This window comes from Duganella sp. Leaf126 (genome assembly GCF_001423125.1).
GTDB lineage: Bacteria > Pseudomonadota > Gammaproteobacteria > Burkholderiales > Burkholderiaceae_D > Rugamonas.
Genome location: NZ_LMNW01000004.1, coordinates 133,110 through 150,345, shown reverse-complemented (window position 1 = coordinate 150,345; position 17,236 = coordinate 133,110). Strand labels below are relative to the sequence as shown.

At 64.5% G+C, this 17,236-nt stretch carries 17 protein-coding genes, 1 other RNA gene and 1 pseudogene; 10 read left to right on the top strand and 9 right to left on the bottom strand.

Annotated elements, in window-relative coordinates:
- Window positions 1-58 precede the first annotated feature (58 nt).
- The 3 genes and pseudogenes from ASF61_RS24540 to ASF61_RS06195 all read left to right on the top strand — a co-directional run.
- Window positions 59-487, top strand: a complete 429-nt coding sequence (locus ASF61_RS24540; protein WP_200919810.1) for a transposase — start codon at window positions 59-61, stop codon at window positions 485-487.
- Complete coding sequence (tnpB, locus tag ASF61_RS06200; RefSeq protein WP_056152576.1) at window positions 484-831, top strand: IS66 family insertion sequence element accessory protein TnpB; 348 nt, start codon at window positions 484-486, stop codon at window positions 829-831. The genes ASF61_RS24540 and tnpB overlap by 4 nt, the downstream gene beginning before the upstream one ends.
- A gap of 29 nt (window positions 832-860) precedes the next feature.
- Window positions 861-2,300 (top strand): annotated as a pseudogene (locus ASF61_RS06195) (IS66 family transposase); the annotation flags it as partial.
- A 235-nt stretch (window positions 2,301-2,535) separates the two neighbouring features.
- On the opposite strand, the gene ssrA reads toward ASF61_RS06195, so the two are convergent.
- Window positions 2,536-2,895: a transfer-messenger RNA gene (gene ssrA, locus ASF61_RS22605) on the bottom strand.
- Window positions 2,896-3,217: 322 nt separating this feature from the next.
- Here ssrA and ASF61_RS06190 point away from each other — a divergent pair.
- Both ASF61_RS06190 and ASF61_RS06185 read left to right on the top strand, forming a co-directional pair.
- Window positions 3,218-3,517, top strand: coding sequence for an antibiotic biosynthesis monooxygenase (locus ASF61_RS06190; protein WP_056152572.1), 300 nt, complete (start codon window positions 3,218-3,220; stop codon window positions 3,515-3,517).
- 41 nt (window positions 3,518-3,558) lie between these two features.
- On the top strand, window positions 3,559-3,861 hold the full coding sequence (locus tag ASF61_RS06185) for a hypothetical protein (protein ID WP_056152570.1): 303 nt from the start codon (window positions 3,559-3,561) through the stop codon (window positions 3,859-3,861).
- Window positions 3,862-3,877: 16 nt separating this feature from the next.
- Here the strand turns inward: ASF61_RS06185 and pncB are convergent, their stop codons facing one another.
- The 4 genes from pncB to ASF61_RS06165 form a co-directional block, all read right to left on the bottom strand.
- Window positions 3,878-5,074 carry a nicotinate phosphoribosyltransferase gene (gene pncB / locus ASF61_RS06180; RefSeq protein WP_056152566.1) on the bottom strand — a complete coding sequence of 399 codons (1,197 nt, stop codon included), beginning with the start codon at window positions 5,072-5,074 and terminating at the stop codon, window positions 3,878-3,880.
- 64 nt (window positions 5,075-5,138) lie between these two features.
- Complete coding sequence (locus ASF61_RS06175) at window positions 5,139-5,921, bottom strand: hypothetical protein (protein ID WP_056152561.1); 783 nt, start codon at window positions 5,919-5,921, stop codon at window positions 5,139-5,141.
- Between the two features lie 3 nt (window positions 5,922-5,924).
- Entirely contained in the window at window positions 5,925-6,788 is an 864-nt protein-coding gene (locus ASF61_RS06170; RefSeq protein ID WP_056152557.1) for an isochorismatase family protein, read from the bottom strand.
- A 114-nt stretch (window positions 6,789-6,902) separates the two neighbouring features.
- Window positions 6,903-7,514, bottom strand: a complete 612-nt coding sequence (locus ASF61_RS06165; RefSeq protein WP_056152554.1) for an FMN-dependent NADH-azoreductase — start codon at window positions 7,512-7,514, stop codon at window positions 6,903-6,905.
- A gap of 129 nt (window positions 7,515-7,643) precedes the next feature.
- On the opposite strand from ASF61_RS06165, the gene ASF61_RS06160 reads away from it, so the two are divergent.
- Window positions 7,644-8,612, top strand: coding sequence for a LysR family transcriptional regulator (locus tag ASF61_RS06160; RefSeq protein ID WP_082491243.1), 969 nt, complete (start codon window positions 7,644-7,646; stop codon window positions 8,610-8,612).
- Here ASF61_RS06160 and ASF61_RS06155 read toward each other — a convergent pair.
- Window positions 8,590-8,988, bottom strand: a complete 399-nt coding sequence (locus ASF61_RS06155) for a chaperone modulator CbpM (protein ID WP_229205733.1) — start codon at window positions 8,986-8,988, stop codon at window positions 8,590-8,592. The two genes, ASF61_RS06160 and ASF61_RS06155, sit on opposite strands and share 23 nt — an antisense overlap.
- Before the next feature lie 2 nt (window positions 8,989-8,990).
- The gene (locus ASF61_RS06150) at window positions 8,991-9,929 is read right to left on the bottom strand and encodes a DnaJ C-terminal domain-containing protein (RefSeq protein WP_056152551.1); all 939 of its coding nucleotides are present in this window, start codon (window positions 9,927-9,929) and stop codon (window positions 8,991-8,993) included.
- A gap of 150 nt (window positions 9,930-10,079) precedes the next feature.
- Between ASF61_RS06150 and ASF61_RS06145 the strand changes: the two genes are divergently transcribed.
- Window positions 10,080-11,477, top strand: a complete 1,398-nt coding sequence (locus ASF61_RS06145; protein WP_056152548.1) for an MATE family efflux transporter — start codon at window positions 10,080-10,082, stop codon at window positions 11,475-11,477.
- A 151-nt stretch (window positions 11,478-11,628) separates the two neighbouring features.
- On the top strand, window positions 11,629-13,854 hold the full coding sequence (locus ASF61_RS06140; RefSeq protein WP_056152545.1) for a S9 family peptidase: 2,226 nt from the start codon (window positions 11,629-11,631) through the stop codon (window positions 13,852-13,854).
- Between the two features lie 80 nt (window positions 13,855-13,934).
- On the opposite strand, the gene ASF61_RS06135 is transcribed toward ASF61_RS06140, so the two are convergent.
- Complete coding sequence (locus ASF61_RS06135) at window positions 13,935-14,126, bottom strand: CsbD family protein (protein ID WP_056152542.1); 192 nt, start codon at window positions 14,124-14,126, stop codon at window positions 13,935-13,937.
- Between the two features lie 223 nt (window positions 14,127-14,349).
- Between ASF61_RS06135 and ASF61_RS06130 the strand changes: the two genes are divergently transcribed.
- Both ASF61_RS06130 and ASF61_RS06125 read left to right on the top strand, forming a co-directional pair.
- Entirely contained in the window at window positions 14,350-15,177 is an 828-nt protein-coding gene (locus ASF61_RS06130) for an HDOD domain-containing protein (RefSeq protein WP_056152538.1), read from the top strand.
- A gap of 184 nt (window positions 15,178-15,361) precedes the next feature.
- Window positions 15,362-15,640, top strand: a complete 279-nt coding sequence (locus tag ASF61_RS06125) for a flagellar protein FliT (RefSeq protein ID WP_056152535.1) — start codon at window positions 15,362-15,364, stop codon at window positions 15,638-15,640.
- A gap of 283 nt (window positions 15,641-15,923) precedes the next feature.
- Here ASF61_RS06125 and ASF61_RS06120 read toward each other — a convergent pair whose 3' ends face one another.
- Window positions 15,924-17,135 carry an aminotransferase class I/II-fold pyridoxal phosphate-dependent enzyme gene (locus ASF61_RS06120; protein WP_056152532.1) on the bottom strand — a complete coding sequence of 404 codons (1,212 nt, stop codon included), beginning with the start codon at window positions 17,133-17,135 and terminating at the stop codon, window positions 15,924-15,926.
- Between the last annotated feature and the right edge of the window lie 101 nt (window positions 17,136-17,236).

Genomic DNA, 17,236 nt, shown 5'->3' with positions numbered 1-17,236 from the left:
GTAAGCGTCTTTCTAGTACCGTCTGGACTGTCTGAGCACCGTCATTCATGATCGAATTTTGGCACAGCATTTGTGCCCACAAATTCAGATTATGGACACAAATTTTCAACCGACTATTTCAAAGAGCGCACGCGGCCACTATCGCCAGCATCCGCTGGAGTTCAAGCGCGCCTTGGTTGCGCTATCGCTCGAACCGGGCGCCTCGGTCGCGCGCATCGCGCGCGAACACGGYGTCAACGCCAACCAGGTGTTCAGCTGGCGCCGGCTSTATCAACAAGGACGCCTTGGTGTGCCGGCGTTGATGCGCACCGATGGCTTGTTGCCGGTGGTGCTGGCACCGTCGGCGCCCACGCCGAACAGCGCCGATGGCGGCGCTGGTGACGCTGGCGGCACCATCGTGCTAGAGCTGGGCGAAGTCCGGTTTCGCATCGAAGGGCGGCCCAACGCGGCAACGCTGGCCCAAGTATTGGATCGGGTGCTGCGATGATCGGCCTGCCCGCCGGCACCAGGGTGTGGCTTGCCGCCGGCACCACCGACATGCGCTCCGGCTTCAACGGCCTGGCCGCCAAAGTGCAGACGGCGTTAGAGGAAGATCCGTTCAGCGGCCACGTGTTTGTGTTCCGGGGCCGGCGCGGCGACCTCATCAAACTCCTGTGGTGGAGCGGCGATGGCCTGTGCCTGTTAGCCAAGCGGCTTGAGCGTGGCCGCTTCATCTGGCCACAGGCTRCCAACGGTTCGGTGGCACTGACGCAAGCGCAGCTGTCGATGCTGCTTGAGGGGATCGACTGGCGGCGACCTGAGCGGACCTGGAAACCAATGTCGGCCTTGTAAACGTGGCAAGCCTCGCGTAAACTTGCCACATGCTCAGCCCAGCCGACCTGCCCAACGACATCGCCGCTTTGAAGGCGCTGCTGCTCGCCCAAGACGAGGTGGTGGAAGGGCTGCGTGAACAATTAAACACACGCGCCGTCGAGATCGAACACCTCAAGCTGCAGATCGCCAAATTACGGCGCATGCAGTTTGGCCGCAAGTCGGAAAAGCTGGACCACCAGATCGAGCAGCTTGAACTGCAGCTGGAAGACCTGCAAGCCGACGAGGCCGAGGCGGCGCGCGAGATGCCGGCGGCCGATCAGGCGCCGCGCAAAAAATCGGTGCGTCGGCCGTTGCCCGATCATTTGCCGCGAGACGAGAAGGTGTATGCGCCGCCGGCCGACGCCTGCCCAGCCTGTGGTGGCGGTCTGCGGCCGCTGGGCGAGGACGTGGCCGAGCAACTGGAGTTCGTGCCGGCCAGCTTCCGCGTAATCCGCCATGTGCGCCCGAAACTGGCGTGCTCCTGCTGCGACGCCATCGTCCAGGCGCCGGCGCCAAGCCGGCCGATTGAGCGCGGCATTGCCGGGCCCGGCCTGCTGGCGCATGTGCTGGTGGCGAAGTTCGCCGACCATCTGCCGCTGTATCGGCAGTCCGTCATCTACGCCCGCGAAGGCGTCGACCTTGATCGTGCGCTGCTGGCGAGTTGGGTCGGCGCCGCCAGCGCATTGCTGCGCCCGTTGGTCGATGCCATTCGCCGCCATGTGCTGACGGCGTCGAAGCTGCATGCCGACGACACGCCGATCCCGGTGCTGGCGCCCGGCAATGGCAACACCAAGACGGCCCGCCTGTGGACGTACGTGCGCGATGACCGGCCCGCCGGCGACACCACGCCGCCGGCGGTTTGGTTTGCCTACACGCCCGACCGCAAGGGCATCCATCCACAAACCCACCTGGCCAAGTTCGAGGGCGTGCTGCAAGCGGACGCGTACGCCGGTTTCAACGCCTTGTTCGAAGACGGCACGATCCGCGAAGCGGCTTGCTGGGCGCACRTGCGGCGCAAATTCCACGACCTGCACGCAGCGCGCGCGACGCCGCTTACGACCGAGGCGCTGCGCCGGATCGCCGAGCTCTATATGATCGAGGCCGAGATCAGGGGCAAGCCTCCCGACGAACGACGACATGTTCGGCAAGCCCGCTCGCGCCCGCTGCTCGACGACCTGGAACGCTGGCTGCGCACCACGCTCGACACGCTATCACGCAAGTCCGACACGGCGGCGGCGATCCTGTACGCGCTCAAACTCTGGCCGGCACTGCTGCGCTACTGCGACGACGGTGCCATCGAGATTGACAACTCGGCGGCCGAACGCGCCCTGCGTGGTGTCGCCATTGGCCGCCGCAACTATCTGTTCGCCGGCGCCGACAGCGGCGGCGAACGGGCCGCCGCGATCTACTCGTTGATCGGCACGGCCAAGCTGAACGCCAGCAGCCCTTTGAGATGACGCCGCTTCCCAGCGGTGTGATGCCATCATCGATCAAATCACCATTGCACTCAAGACGGCGCTGAGCGGACGCTTACCTTGGAAACGTCGATCCGCATTGAAAACAGTGCCTCTCCCCCTGACCGTGCCTGGCCACCATGACACCGTGCGGGACTCCCCCCGAAAGAAAAAAACCCGCACAGGGCGGGTTTTTTAGCTCTTGCTGAGCCTGCTTGAAACGAATAAGTGGTGGAGACGGCGGGAATCGAACCCGCGTCCGCAAGCACTCCACAGACAGTTCTACATACTTAGCACTATCATTTAATTTAACCAGTACAACACGGACGTGCACGTTTTGGACTGGCGATTCACCTTAGATTTAGCGCTGATTGAAGTGACCCCTCACAGCGCGAGTCCCTGTAAATGACTCCACAGCTTTTAACGGCCCACCCCAGGGACGAGGTGTTGTGGAGCTAGCAGCAATTAAGCTGCCAGTGCGTACGAGTTATCGTTTGCAGTTAAGTTTTTCTGGGTGTATTTACGAGGTAACCAGGCCTCGGTATGCCCTGCTCTGCTTTGCAACCCACGTCGAAACCAGGTCGTCCCCACAGACTTGTCATTCTACTCCACTTTGGCGACGAACGCACTCGCACAGCGTGCACGCGTCAAACGCCGGTAACAATCGGTCGCTATGATGGTTTCAGTTCTCACATGGAACGACCCATTAGCGCCTCGCGGGGTGCTTCTACCGGCGCCGGCGGTCGGGAAATATACCGGCACCATCTTCCGCGGGAGCAGCTGCAACGGCTGCTCCCCTCGCCCTTTCCCCTGAACCGTGTTTCATCCTGCGCGCGCGCAGCAGCGCCGGGCGCACAGACGTCGTGGTGCGACTTCAGGCACAATAGGCTGTCTCCATCTGAAGGAAAACCATGATCTACGAAGTCGCCGAACTGTATATCAGGCCCGAGTCGCACACCGCCTTCCAGGCCGGCGTGGCAGAAGCGGTGCCGCTGTTCCGGGGTGCCAAGGGATGTGTGTCGATGCGGCTCGACCGCGACATCGAAACGCCGGACACGTACCACCTAGTCATCGGTTGGGAAACCCTTGAGAACCATACGGTCGATTTTCGTGGCAGCGAGGATTTCCACGCCTGGCGCGCACTGGTGGGCGACCACTTTGCGCGGCCGCCGAAGGTGGAGCATTTTGCAACCGTGGTGGACGGCTTTTAAGCCATCACCCCAGCCGATCAATCAATAATAAGGAGGCTCTCATGACACGCACCATCCACCGCAATTTTTCGGAAGTCACGGACGCCGAAAGTGCGCGCAGCGCCCTGCTGGCCAAGGGTTTTCCACCGGCCAGCGTGACCCTGACCCGGCACAAGCCGTTGCCGCAGAACGGCGCCACCAGCACCGTCAGCCATCTGCTCGACAACCTGACGCCGGGCGGGCCCGATGCGGCCGAACATGCGCGCGAGCGCAGCGGCGCCATGCTCACCATCGACATCTACGATGAAGACCAGGTCGAGCAGGCCGACGCCATCCTGGCCGGCTTCGGCGCCCGCGCGGCCTGACGCCGATCGGCAGCTGCTAGGCGGCAGGATGGTGAAACACCTGCCGCAGGTAAGCGAGGAAGGTCTCGTCCTTGCACAACGTCTTGCCCGGCGAGTCGGACAGCTTGGCCACCGACTGGCCGTTGCAGGCCACCAGCTTCATTACGATGTTGAGCGGCGCCAGGCCGACATCGTTGGTCAGATGCGTGCCGATGCCGAAGCCGGCCATGATGCGGTCGGCAAAATGGCGGTACAAGGCGATCGCCTTTTCCAGGTTCAGACCGTCGGAGAACACCAGCCGCTTGGTCTTGGCGTCGATGCGCAGGGCGGCGTAATGGGCCAGCGCCTTTTCGCCCCACACCACCGGGTCGCCCGAATCGTGGCGCAGGCCGTCGAACAGCTTGGCGAAATACAGGTCGAAGTCGTCGAGAAACGCATCCATCCCCACCACGTCGGTCAGCGCGATCCCCAGGTCGCCCCGGTATTCCTGCACCCACGCTTCGAGCGACGCCTTCTGGAAGTCGCGCAGCCGCACGCCGAAGGCCTGGAACGACTGCATGTATTCGTGCGCCATCGTGCCGATCGGCACCAGGTCGAATGTCATCGCCTGGTAGACATTGGACGTGCCCTTGAAATACTCGGGCACTTCGCGTGAGAGGCGCTGCACCACTTCGTCATGCCAGGCGCCGGAAAAGCGGCGGCGCACGCCGAAGTCGGAAAACTCGAACGGATTCAGGCGCTGCGGCTCGGTGGCGCCGAACTGCTTGAGCAGCGCGATCTTGGCGTCCAGGCGCCGGCGCCCTTCCTCGAGCGCGGCCTGCTGATCGAAGCGGCGGAAATACAGCTCGTTGACGATGTACAGCACGTAAATCTCGAAGCCCATCACGTGCACCTGCGGGCCGGCCGCGTGGATCACCAGCGTCTCGCCATCGGCACGGACGTCGATGAACTTGCGCTGGAAACGGAATACGGTCAGAAAATCGACGAAGTCGCTCTTGATGTAACGGAGCGCGCGCAGGAAGTCGAGTTCTTCGTCGCGAAAACTCATCGAGCACAGGTGGTCAAGCTCGCGTTCGACTTCCTCGATCAGGTCCGTCAACGGATACGCCGTCTGGTTACGGCAGACGAACTCGTATTCGGTGTGGGCGTTGGGATGGCCGTGCAGCAGGGCCTGCCACATGGTGAATTTGTATAAGTCGGTCTCCAGCAGGCTGCGGACGATGGGCTGCTTCATGGGCTCTCCAAGTTGCTTGTGCCCATGATCTTACGCGATCACGGCGAGGATCGCTGTCTGCCTGTCAGAGCCTGGCCTTGTAGGCGGCCAGCGCCGCCAGCAAATGCCGCTGCACATCGCCCTGGCGCTTGAGGCGGGCCAGCGTCGCGGCCAGTTGCGGCGCCAGTGCCGCGCGCGTGGAATTCAGATAGGCGTGGCCGGTCGTGGTCAGCACCACGCCCACCTGGCGCATGGCGCCGAGCGCCTGACGCTGCTCGGGACCCAGAAAATACAGGTAGTCGCTGACCGCTTCTTCCACGTCGAAGTACAGGTCGGTGCGTCCGAGCTGTAATTTCTTCACCCCCTGGCTGATGGCGTTGATCGCCGATACCCGCGTCGCGGGCAGTTCGCGCATCAGCATGTGTTCGAGTTCGACGATGCCGAGCCGGTATTCGCACCGCATGCCGCCAGCGCGCAGCGCCTGCCAGCTGTCGAACCGCAGGCCGGGACGCGTGGCATACGCAGCAAAGCGCACCGCGTTATTGGGCTCCGGCACCCGCACCAGCGTCGGGTACAGCAGCTGGTATTCGAATGTGCGTCCCAGTTCGCCATCGGCATCGCCATGGAGCACCATGGCGGTGGCGCGCTTGGGCGGCACCTCGATAAAGGCGAAGCCCAGCCCCAGCTCGGCCGTGACCTGGGTGTACACCCGGATCAGCCACTGCGTGCGCGGGTTGTCGAGCGGGCGAGAAAAGACGAAGCGCAAGGTATCTGCGGTTGGCGCCGGCAAATTTGCCGCAGCGGCAGGCAAGGTGATGGACGCCGCCGAAGCGGCCGATGCCACCAGCACCTGGCGCCGGGTCAGCATGGGTCAGCCGGCGTTGGCCAGCAGCTCGGGCAACACGTCGCCCGACGACATCAGCCGCACGCCGCGCGCGGCCATGGCGTGCAGGAAGTCCTGGTACGGCGCATCGAAGCCATATACCGGGCTGATACAGTCAACCACCAGCACCAGCTTCGACGCAGCAGCGCCGAAATAGTCGGCAATGTGCTCGACCGTGGCCTTGACGCAGTGGCTGCCCGCCTCGCCGGCCACGTAAATGGTGTCGGCAGCGGCCAGCCGGTCCACGAAGGCGGTGTTGAATTGCGTGGCGGGATCGTCGTCGTACGGTACTTCGGCCATCACCGCCGAGTAGTGTTCGGTCCACGGATTGGACCCTTTGGCCAGTTTGGTCACCAGGGCGTGCGTCGCGTCTTCCCAGCCGTTGTAGGCGGCGCGCACGTCGTCGTGGACATTGTTGCCCCAGCTGCCGATTTCGCAATGCACGGGCCATACCATGAGCCGGTAGCGACCCGCCGCTTCCAGGCGGTCGAGATAATGCAACGCGCGCGCCAGCGCGTCCGGCACCCGTGGCCGGTACTGGCCGGCGCGCACCTGGGCGGCGGTAATTTCGGTAAACGGGGCGACCGGCTGGCCGTCGCTGCCGGCCCAGAAGGTAGGATGGGCGATGTCGTAACGGTGGTGCGAATCGAGCGTGACGCTGATGGCGGAGATACCGTCGCGGCCCTGTGCGATCAGCCTCGCCAGGCGCTGCATGTCGGCGTGGGCGCCCGGCACCGGCAAGGCGGGCGCATACGGCGCGCCGGTGGCCGGGTGGACCGGCAGGTAGGCAGGCGGCAGGTCGCAAAAATCGTTTTGCGGGTCGATGATCAACAGGTGCAGATGGCGTTTCATGCAGGGCTCCGTAACGGGTAGCCCCCATCATAGCCGCAGCGCCTGCAAGCCGTGTCGCGCGCCAGCGACGATGCCCCGTCCAGCGGGGCATCGTCGCACACGTTGCGGCAGAAATTACGCGGCGATGGCGTCGACCTGGCTGCGGGCCTTGGCCAGCGCCTCGGCTACAGCTGCTTCGCCCATGGCCACGCCTTCGGCCACGATGAAGGTCACATCGGTCATGCCGAGGAAGCCGAGCACGGCGCGCAGGTAGGTCGTCACGTGGTCGTAAGCGGCTGCAGGGCCGGTGCTGTACACGCCGCCGGTAGCCACCACCACGTACACTTTTTTACCGGTGACCAGGCCTTCCGGGCCGTTGGCGCCATACTGGAAGGTGCGGCCGGCGCGGGCCACGTGGTCGATCCACGCCTTCAGGGCCGAGCCGACCGAGAAGTTGTACATCGGCGCGCCGATGACGATGGTGTCGGCCGCCAGCAGCTCGTCCACCAGCGCATCCGAAGTCTTGACGGCGAAAGCCTGCTCGGCATTGCGCTGCGCGGCCGGGGTGAAGAAGGCGCCCAGCGTCTGCTCGGTCAGGTGCGGCAGCGGGTTGGCAGCCAGGTCGCGGTGGGCCACGGTGGCGCCGGGCGCCGCCGCCTGCAGCTTGGCGACGAGTTCGCCGCCGAGCTGACGCGACAGGGATCCGGTTTGACGGGCGCTGCTTTCGATATGAAGCATGGTTGCCATGATGAGCTCCTGAGTGAGGTAAGTTGCACCCATCATAAATCGGGTTTAGTATCGAGGAAATACAGTTAATTTAAATGGTATCTATCGATTTTCTAGATATCCAACTTTCGCCAGACTTCAAGGACCCTCATGCGCGACCCCGGCCTTCCCTCGCTCGACCAGCTGCGCGTGTTCATCGCCGTCATCGACCATGGCGGCTTTGCCCACGCGGCGCGGGCGCTGCACCGCACCCAGTCGGTGATCAGCTACACCATCGCCAATCTGGAGGAGCAGCTCAATATCGCGCTGCTCGACCGCAGCAAACGCAAGCCGGTGCTGACCGAGGCCGGCAAGGCCCTGCTGGCCGATGCGCGCGCGGTGTCGCTCAAGGTCGATGGCATGCGGGCGCGGGCCCGGGCGCTTTCGTCGGGGCTGGAGGCGGAAGTGTCACTGGTGGTCGATGTGATGTTTTCGACCTGCAAACTGGTGCGCATCCTGCACGCGTTCCAGACCGAGTTTCCGACCGTGTCGATGCGGCTGCGTACCGAGGCGCTCGGTGCGGTCACCCAGCTGGTGATGGAAGGGACGTGCAAGATCGGCGTCAGCGGCTGGATGCCGGGCACGCCGGCCACCATCGAGCGCCAGAGCTGCGGCTACGTGACCATGGTGCCGGTGGCGGCGCCCGAACACCCGCTGGCCCGGGTCGAGGGCAAGATTCCGGGCACAGTGCTGCGCGAGCACACGCAACTGGTGCTGACCGACCGCAGCACGCTGACCGAGGGCCAGGACTTCGGCGTGACCGCGCTGCGCGACTGGCGCCTGGGCGACCTCAGCTCGAAACATGCGCTGCTGCGCAGCGGCATCGGCTGGGGCAATATGCCGGTGGAACTGGTGCAGTGGGACCTCGACGCCGGCCGCCTGGTGCGGCTCGACGTGGCCGAAGGCAGCGCGTTCAGCTTTCCGCTGTACGTGATCCACCGCGGCGACGAGGAAGCCGGGCCGGCCAGCCGCTGGCTGATGCAGCAGTTCCTCGACCTCGAGCAGTCTGGCGGCGGCAGCGTCGCGCCCCCGTACACGGCCGCCCCCGCCCCCGCGCCTATCGCACTCCGGCAGCGTTGAGCTTCTGGCGCAGCCGCGAAATTTCTTCGGTCAGGTCCACCACCAGTGCGGCGACATCGTCGTTCGCTTCGAAATCGCGCTCGACCTGCCACAGCCGGCGCGCCCGCACCAGGTCGGCGCTGGTAAACCGCCAGACCGCGTGGTCGTCGGGCGCGGTGTCGAGCAGCACGCCGGTGCGCACCCGCTGCACGACCCAGGCCGGCTCGACCGCGCATGCATGCGCCAGTTCGTCCAGGGTCAGGGCGACTTCGTCGATCACCACCGCCGTCACGGCGCCCGTGTGCACGGCGCCCGTGTGCACGGCGCCCGTGTGCACGGCGCCCGTATGCACGGCGCCCGTATGCACGGCGCCCGTCGATTCATCATGCTTACTCATGCTTATCCTCCCGCGCGTGGATTGAAGGCCATGTCGCGCGCCATCTGCTGATACAGTTCTCGGGCCTTGTCGGTGCTGGCCGGCGGCAGCGCCACTTCCAGCAGCAGGTACAAGTCGCCAATTTCCTTGCCGGGGATGCCGCGCCCGCGCAGGCGCAGCTTGCGGCCCGTCTGCGAACCGGCCGGCACCGTCACATTGACCTTGCCCGACGGCGTGGTCACTTCGATCTCGCCGCCAAGCGCCATTTCCCAGGGCGCCACCGGCACGGTCTGGTACACATCGCGGCCATCGACGCGGTAGCGGGCATGGGGGCTGAACTGGATTTCCAGGTACAGGTCGCCCGGCCCCGCTTCGCCGTTCTGGCCCTGGCCGCTCAGGCGCAGTTGCTGGCCGGCCGTCACCCCTTTCGGAATGTTGACGCTGAGCGTGCGCTCGCGCGTGTGGATGCGGTCCTGGGCGTCGCGTTCGGCCACCATCAGGCTGATCTTGCGGGTGGCGCCCGTGTAGGCGTCGGCCAGGTCGATCGTGATGCTGGCGTGGGTGTCGTCGCCCTTTTGCGGCTGGTAGGCCTGGCGCCGGCGCCCGCCGCCGTTGCCGAAGTTGGCGAACAGGTCGGAAAAGAAGTCGCCGGGATCGGCACCGCCGCCGAACCCGCCTGCACCCGGACGGCCGCCGCCACCGCCCCAGCCCGGCGGCGGGCGGAATTCCTGGCCGGCGCGGAACTGCTGGCCGCGCCCGAGGTCGTCGTAGGCCGCGCGCTTTTCAGCGTCACCGAGGACGCCGTAGGCTTCGTTGAGTTCCTGGGTTTTCTTCTGGGCGTCCGCTTCCTTGCTGACGTCCGGGTGGTACTTGCGGACCAGCTTGCGGTAAGCCTTCTTGATCTCGTCCTCGGTGGCCGTTTTTTTCACGCCGAGGGTCTGGTAATAATCCTTGTATTCCACCTTGATGCTCCTGTTTGGGCTGCCCGCCTTCCTGAAAACAGTCTAGCGCAGATCGGCGGCAGCGGAATGCGTGTGTGATGCAAATGATAATCCGCAAGGTGGTGTGTCTCACAGTAAAATCAAGGGTTGCCCCTCTTTCGTCAGGTTTCCATGCCGCACTCGTTCACTGTCCGCAATATCCGCGCCGAAGTTTCCTCGCTGTGGCAGCTGGCCTGGCCCATGCTGATCGGCCAGCTGGCAACGGTCGGCATGGGTGTGGCAGACGTGGCCATGACCGGCCACACTAGCGCCGACGAGCTGGCCGCCGTCTCGCTGGGTGCCTCGATCTGGTCGATCATCCTGGTCACCGTCAGCGGCACCATGATGGCGATTAACAGCATCGTCGCGCACGACATCGGCGCCGGCCAGCTCGCGCGCGTGCCGCACGCGGTGCGCCAGTCGCTGTGGAAATCGCTGGGCGTGGGCCTGATCGCGATGGCGCTGGCCAACCTGGCCACGCTGCTGTTCGACCACTTGTACCTGACGCCGCACGTCCAGCAGCAGGCCGAGCGGTTCGTCCACATCATCAGCTGCGGCCTGCCGCCGTTTGCCGCCTACCGCGCGCTGTACGGCTACAGCACCAGCATCAACCAGACGCGGCCGGTCATGATGATCGCCATCCTCGGCCTGTGCTTCAATGTCTTCGTCAACTGGCTGCTGGTGTTCGGCAACTGGGGCTTGCCGGCGCTGGGCGGCGTCGGCTGCGCCGTGTCCACCGCGCTGTGCATGTGGCTGATGCTGGCGGCCATGCTGCTGTGGATACGCCGCGCGCCGGCCTACCGTGCCACGTACCCGTTCGCCCAACTGGAGGGACCGCACTGGCCCGAGATTGCCGCCATGCTGCGCCTGGGCGTGCCGATCGGTATCAGCTATTTTGCCGAGGTCAGCGCCTTTGGCGCGGTCAGCCTGCTGGTCGCGCGTTACGGCGTGGTGCCGATCTCGGCGCACCAGATCGCCCTCAATTTCACCTCGCTGGTGTTCATGGTGCCGCTCAGCTTTGGCATTGCGCTGATCACGCGCGTGGGCCAGGCCGTGGGCGAAGGCGAACCGGCACGGGCCCGTTTCATCGCCTGGGTGGGCGTGTGGATGGCGCTGGCGTTCGCCGTGGTGTCGGCCATCTTCATCGTGGTGTGCCGGCACCAGATCGCGCGCGCCTACACGTCGGACCCGGCGGTGCAGCAACTGTGTGCGCACCTGCTGCTGTTCGCGGCGCTGTTCCAGTTGTCGGACTCGACGCAAGTAGCGGCCTCGTGCGCGATCCGCGGCTACAAGGTGTCGCGCCAGCCGATGCTGATCCAGGTGCTGGCCTTCTGGGGCTTCGCGCTGCCGATCGGCTGCTGGCTGGGCCTGGCGCCGCAATGGCTGCCGTGGGCGCCGGCGCAGCCGATGGCAGCCGCGGGCTTCTGGATCGGACTGGTGGTGGGCCTGACGGTGGCGGCGGTGCTGCTGAGCTGGGCGCTGCAGCGGCTGTCGCGGCAGCGCGTGGCAGCCGCTGCGGCCGTGCACTGACCGCGGAGAGCGTACGCCGCGCCCCGCCACGGTGCACGGCGCACCAAACTAAAAACGTCATTCACTGTCTTATTCAAAAGATTGCCACCTCGCCACCCGGGGGCCAGTCTGGTATCGTCTCGACTTGCCCACATTTCGAGACATATTCTTCATGCGCTTCATTCTCGCTCCCATCACGCTGTGCGCCATGCTGGCAGGCGGCCATGCCGCTGCCGAAAAACTGACCCTGGACCGCATCCATTCCGATCCGTCGCTGAGCGGCCCCGGCGTGCGCAACCTGAAAGTGTCCCCGGACGGCGCCCGCGTCACCTTCCTCAAGGGCCGCGACGACAACCAGTTCCAGCTCGACCTGTGGGAGTACAACCTGAAGGACAAATCGACACACCGCCTGGTCGATTCGAAAACCCTGGTGCCTGAAGAAAATCTGTCCGACGCCGAAAAAGCGCGCCGCGAACGCGCCCGCACCGCCGCCCTGAAGGGCATCCTCAACTACAGCTGGTCGCCGGACGGCAAGCAGCTGCTGGTGCCGATCGCCGGCAACCTGTACCTGATCGACGCCGCCAAGCCCGACGCCGCCCGCCTGGTGGCCAAGGGCAATGTGCTCGATCCGAAGATTTCGCCCAAGGGCCGCTACCTGTCCTTCGTGCGCGACCAGAACCTGTTCGTGATCGACCTCGCCACCAACGCGGAGCGCCAGCTGACCACCGACGGCGCCGGCACCATCCACAACGGCGAGGCCGAGTTCGTGGCGCAGGAGGAAATGCACCAGACCACCGGCTACTACTGGGCGCCCGACGATTCCGCCATCGCCTACAAGCGCTACGATGAAGCGCAGGTGCCGGTGGTGCGCCGCTTCGAAATCTATGCCGACCGCACCGATGTGATCGACCAGCGCTACCCGGCCGCCGGCAAGCCTAACGCCACCGTGCAACTGAAGATCGTGTCGCCAGCCGGCGGCGCGATCCGCAATGTCGATCTCGGCGCCGAGCAGGATATCTACCTGGTGCGCGCCGACTGGAGCAGCGACAGCCGCGCGCTGCTGTTCCAGCGCCAGAGCCGCGACCAGAAAAAACTGGAACTGATCTCGGTCGATGCCGCCACGCTGGCGCAGCGCGTCCTGATCACCGAGACCTCGAAGACCTGGGTCGATATCTTCGACGACCTGCGCTTCCTGGCCAAGGGCAAGGGCTTCGTGTGGTCGTCCGAACGCACCGGCCGCAAGCACCTGTACCTGTACGACATGAACGGCAAGCTGCTGCATCCGATCTCGAGCGGCGAATGGGGGGTCGAGCGCGTGCTGGCCGTCGACGAAAAAACCGGCCGCGTGTTCGTGCAGTCGAACCGCGACGCCGTCATCGACAGCCAGACCTATGCGCTCAAGCTCGACGGTTCCACCGCCGACCGCCCGTCCCGCATCACGCAGGGCGACGGCTGGCACGATGCGAGTTTCGCCGGCAATGGCGAAGTGTTTGTCGATACCTATTCCGATCCGAACACGCCGCCCCAGGTCAGCATCCGCCGTCCTGACGGCACCATGATCAGCTGGCTCGAGCACAATGAACTGAACGCCAGCCACCCGTATGCGAAATACCTGGACGCCCACCTGCGTCCCGAATATGGCACCATCAAGTCGAAAGACGGCCAGACCATGTACTACTCGATCACCAAGCCGTCCGGCTTCGATCCGGCCAAGAAATACCCGGTGTTCCTGTCCACCTACGGCGGCCCCGGCGCGCAGCACGTGTCGCGTAAATGGGGCAACCTGTTCGACCAGTACATGGCGCAGCAGGGCTTCATCGTCTGGCGCCTGGACAACCGCGGTTCGAGCCGCCGCGAGCGCGCCTTCACCGACCCGATCTACCTCGACATGGGCCGGGTGGAAGTGGAAGACCAGCTGACCGGCATCGAGTGGCTCAGCAAGCAGAGCTTCGTGGATCCCAAGCGCATCGGCGTGTTCGGCTGGAGCTACGGCGGCTTCATGACCTTGCGCCTGCTGTCGCAGGGATCGGACAAGATCGCCATGGGCGTGTCGGTGGCGCCGGTGACCGACTGGTCGCTGTACGACACCCACTACACCGAGCGCTTCATGAGTACGCCCACGCTGAACGCGGCCGGCTACAAGTCGGGCAGCGTGTTCTCGCATGTCGACGGACTCAAATCCAAGCTGCTGCTGGTGCATGGCATGGCTGACGATAACGTGCTGTTCACCAACACCACGCGCATGATCGACGCGCTGGTCGCGCGCAATGTGCAGTTCGAGCTGATGACCTACCCCGGCGCCAAGCACGGCATTTCCGGCAAGGTGCCGCAGCGCCACGTGTACGGCATGATCGAGGCCTTCTTCAAGAAGAACCTGATGCCCGACGCTGCGAAATAATTGCCGACCGGGCGTGCAAAACAACGAAGGGCCGCGATAGCGGCCCTTGTTTACCTGCTTACCAAGCGGTCGAGCAATGCTTAGTTGCGGTTACCCTTGAGGGTGTCGTCGATGGCTTCTTTAGCGTCGCCAACCGACTTTTGCATTTTGCCTTCGGCTTGCTTGTTCAGGCCTTTGGCCTGCTGCTCCGAAGAACCGACCACTTTGCCGGCGCCTTCCTGGATTTTGCCGCCGATTTCTTTCGCCTTACCTTTGACTTGATCTTCGTTCATGATGCACTCCTTGGGTCAATGTTGAAGCTACCGGACACACAACGCTGTGTGCATGGGTTCCACTATAGGCTTCTCATGGCTGAGCTTCTGTGCGCTTGCCCACCCAAATGTAAAACGGCGGACGGCAGAAAAGATACGGTCAGGCATCAAAACGCTTCTTCCCGGTGACGAATCGCTATATAGTTAACCCATAGCAACGTGCCTATCACCGAGGAGATCCTATATGAAACTTGATGCACTGTTCCAGAATCCGACCGCGTTGCCCACGGCCCCGAAAGTTGTCGAAGAATTGATCAGCAGCTTTGACAAGGCCAGCGTCTCCACCGAGGAGATCGCCAAAAAGCTGTCGACGGATCCGGTGCTCAGCGCCAAGCTGCTGCGTCTGGCCAACTCGGCCTATTACCATGTCTCGCGCAGCATCGGCACGGTGGAAGATGCGGTACTGATGCTCGGTTTCGTCACGGTGCGCACGCTCGTGATCAGCTCCGGCCTGGTCAGCGGTTTCAAGACGGTGCCCGGCCTCGAACTGAAACAATTCTGGCGCTACAGCCTGCACACGGCCGTGACGGCCAAGTGGATCGCCAAGAAAACCCGGGAAAACACCGACCTGGCCTTCACCATCGGCATGATGCACGCAATCGGCCAGCTGGTGATCCACTCGGCCATGCCGGAAAAAGCGATGGCCCTCGACAAGGTGGCCGGTCCGATGGACGCGCGCCGGCTCGACGCCGAAGTCGCCTCGTTCGGCTACACCTTCGCCGACGTGGGCGCCGAACTGGCGCGCCGCTGGAAATTCCCGGAAACCTTCGCCGAGACCATCGCCGCCTTCCCCGAACCGCACAAGGATGGCGAACTCAATCGCCTGGCTGCCGTGGTCGCGCTGGCCGCGTGGCGCGCGCGGGTGGAGCAGGCCGGCCTGACTGGCGAAGAAATCGCCGCCTGCTACCCGACCGATCTGGCCGAAGAACTGGGCCTGGACGACAATGCCCTGATCGACGACATGCCGCCGCCGGACGAATTGAGCGCCGGCCTCGAAGAACTGGTGAAATAAACGGCAATATTGCGCGGCGATTTCGCCGCCGTTTTCCTCCCGAGCTGCCCGACATCGATCCGGCAGCTTTTTTTTCGCATTTTTTTAAATTATTTTGGTTTTTGCCCTCAAGTTCCCGCCAGAGCGGACGTTAATCAAGACAAGCGGTCATCCGTCCTGATATCGCAACTACCCTGGTGAGCTGATGAACACTTCCGAAGTCCTCTCGATGTACGAAAACATTGCCGGCCTGAGCACCCAAATGGCTGCCGCCGCACGCATCGGCGACTGGGACGGCGTCGGCAAGCTCGAAGGACAGTGCGCCACCGCAGCGCGCGCCACCGCCACCGGCGTCCCCGCCCTGGACGGCGCCCCCCGCCTGCGCAAGATCGACCTGCTGAAACAGATCCTCGCCAACGACCGCGAAATCCGCGACCTCGCCGATCCCTGGATGGCCGCCATCCCCGGCCTGCCGCGCCAGTAGTTCCCCTCATTTCAGAGTCAGATATCCGTCGTACCCGCGAAGGCGGGGACCCAAATTCTGCGAGATGCGTCGACATGCCAGCCACACTGGGTCCGCGCCTGCGCAGGGACGACGTTTTTATGCTGACAACATCAATAGTTTTCGCTTAACTTGACGGCTTCGGGGACAGATCCGACAGGATCTGACCCCGATGCTTTACAGGGATCTCGCAAAACCGCAGCCAGCGGCCCGATCGCGTCTTGTGTAGCTGAGCGCGGCGCGCAGCCGGCTTGACGAAGTTCCCTCATGCGAGCGCGAGGCGCAGCGACAGGGCGATGCCTTGCGCCGCTGCGGTGATCTCGTCCAGCGACGGGAAGCTGGGGGCGATGCGGATGTGGCGGTCGCGCGGGTCGTTCCCGTAGGGGAAGGCAGCGCCGGCCGGGGTCAGGGTGATGCCGGCTTCCCTGGCCAGGGCGACCGTGCGCCTGGCGGCGCCGTCGGGGGTGATCAGGTCGATGAAATAACCGCCTTGCGGGCGGGTCCAGCTGACGCCCGGTACATCGCCCAGGTAGCGGTCGAATTGCGCCAGGACGGCGTCGAACTTGGGCTTGAGCAGCGCCGCGTGGCGTGCCATCAGCGCTTGCACGGTCGGCAAGTCTTTCAGCAGGCGCACATGGCGCAGCTGGTTGATCTTGTCCGGACCGATGCTGCGGATGCCTGCATGCCGGGTCCACCAGGCGATATTGGCCGGCGACGACGCCAGTGCGGCAATGCCCGATCCGGCCCAGGTGATCTTCGACGAGGACGCGAACACGAAGGCCCGGTCCGGGTTGCCGGCAGCGGCGCACGCTTCGAGGATGCCCTGCACGGCGCGCTTTTCTGCGCCCAGGTGGTGGAAGCGATACGCGTCGTCCCACATCAGGATGAAGTCGGGTGCAGCGGTGTGCATTGCCGCCAGGCGCTGCACCACGGCGTCCGAGTACACCACGCCGCCCGGATTGCTGTATTTCGGCACGCACCACATGCCCTTGATGCTGGCGTCGGCAGCGACCAGCTGTTCCACCAGGTCCATGTCGGGGCCGTCGTCGTCCATCGGCACGTTGATCATCCGGATGCCGCGCGTTTCGCAAATGGCGAAGTGGCGGTCGTAACCGGGCACCGGGCACAGGAAGCTGGCCGGCTCGCGGACCCACGGCGCCTGGCCCGGCAGGCCGTTGAGCAGCGCATAAACGATCACGTCATGCATCAGACCCAGGCTGGCGCTGCTGTCGACCACGACCTGCGCTGCAGGCGCGTCCAGCAGCTCGCCGAACAATGCGCGCGCCTCCGGCAGACCGACGCCGCCGCCGTAGTTGCGGCCGTCGGCGCCGTCGGCGGCCCGGTACCCGTCCACCGCGTTCAGCAAGGCGTTCGACAGGTCGAGCTGCTCGGGCGACGGCTTGCCGCGCGACATATCGAGTTGAAGACCGCGTTGCTTGAACGCCTGGTACTGTTGTTGATCCTGGGCTGCAGTCATGTGGCGCTTTCAAAAAGGGAGAACGATGCCGGGAAGCGTCGATCACTATACCCCAGTTCGCCATCGTGCCAACAGCGCGTCAGGCAGTGACCGAAGCGGAA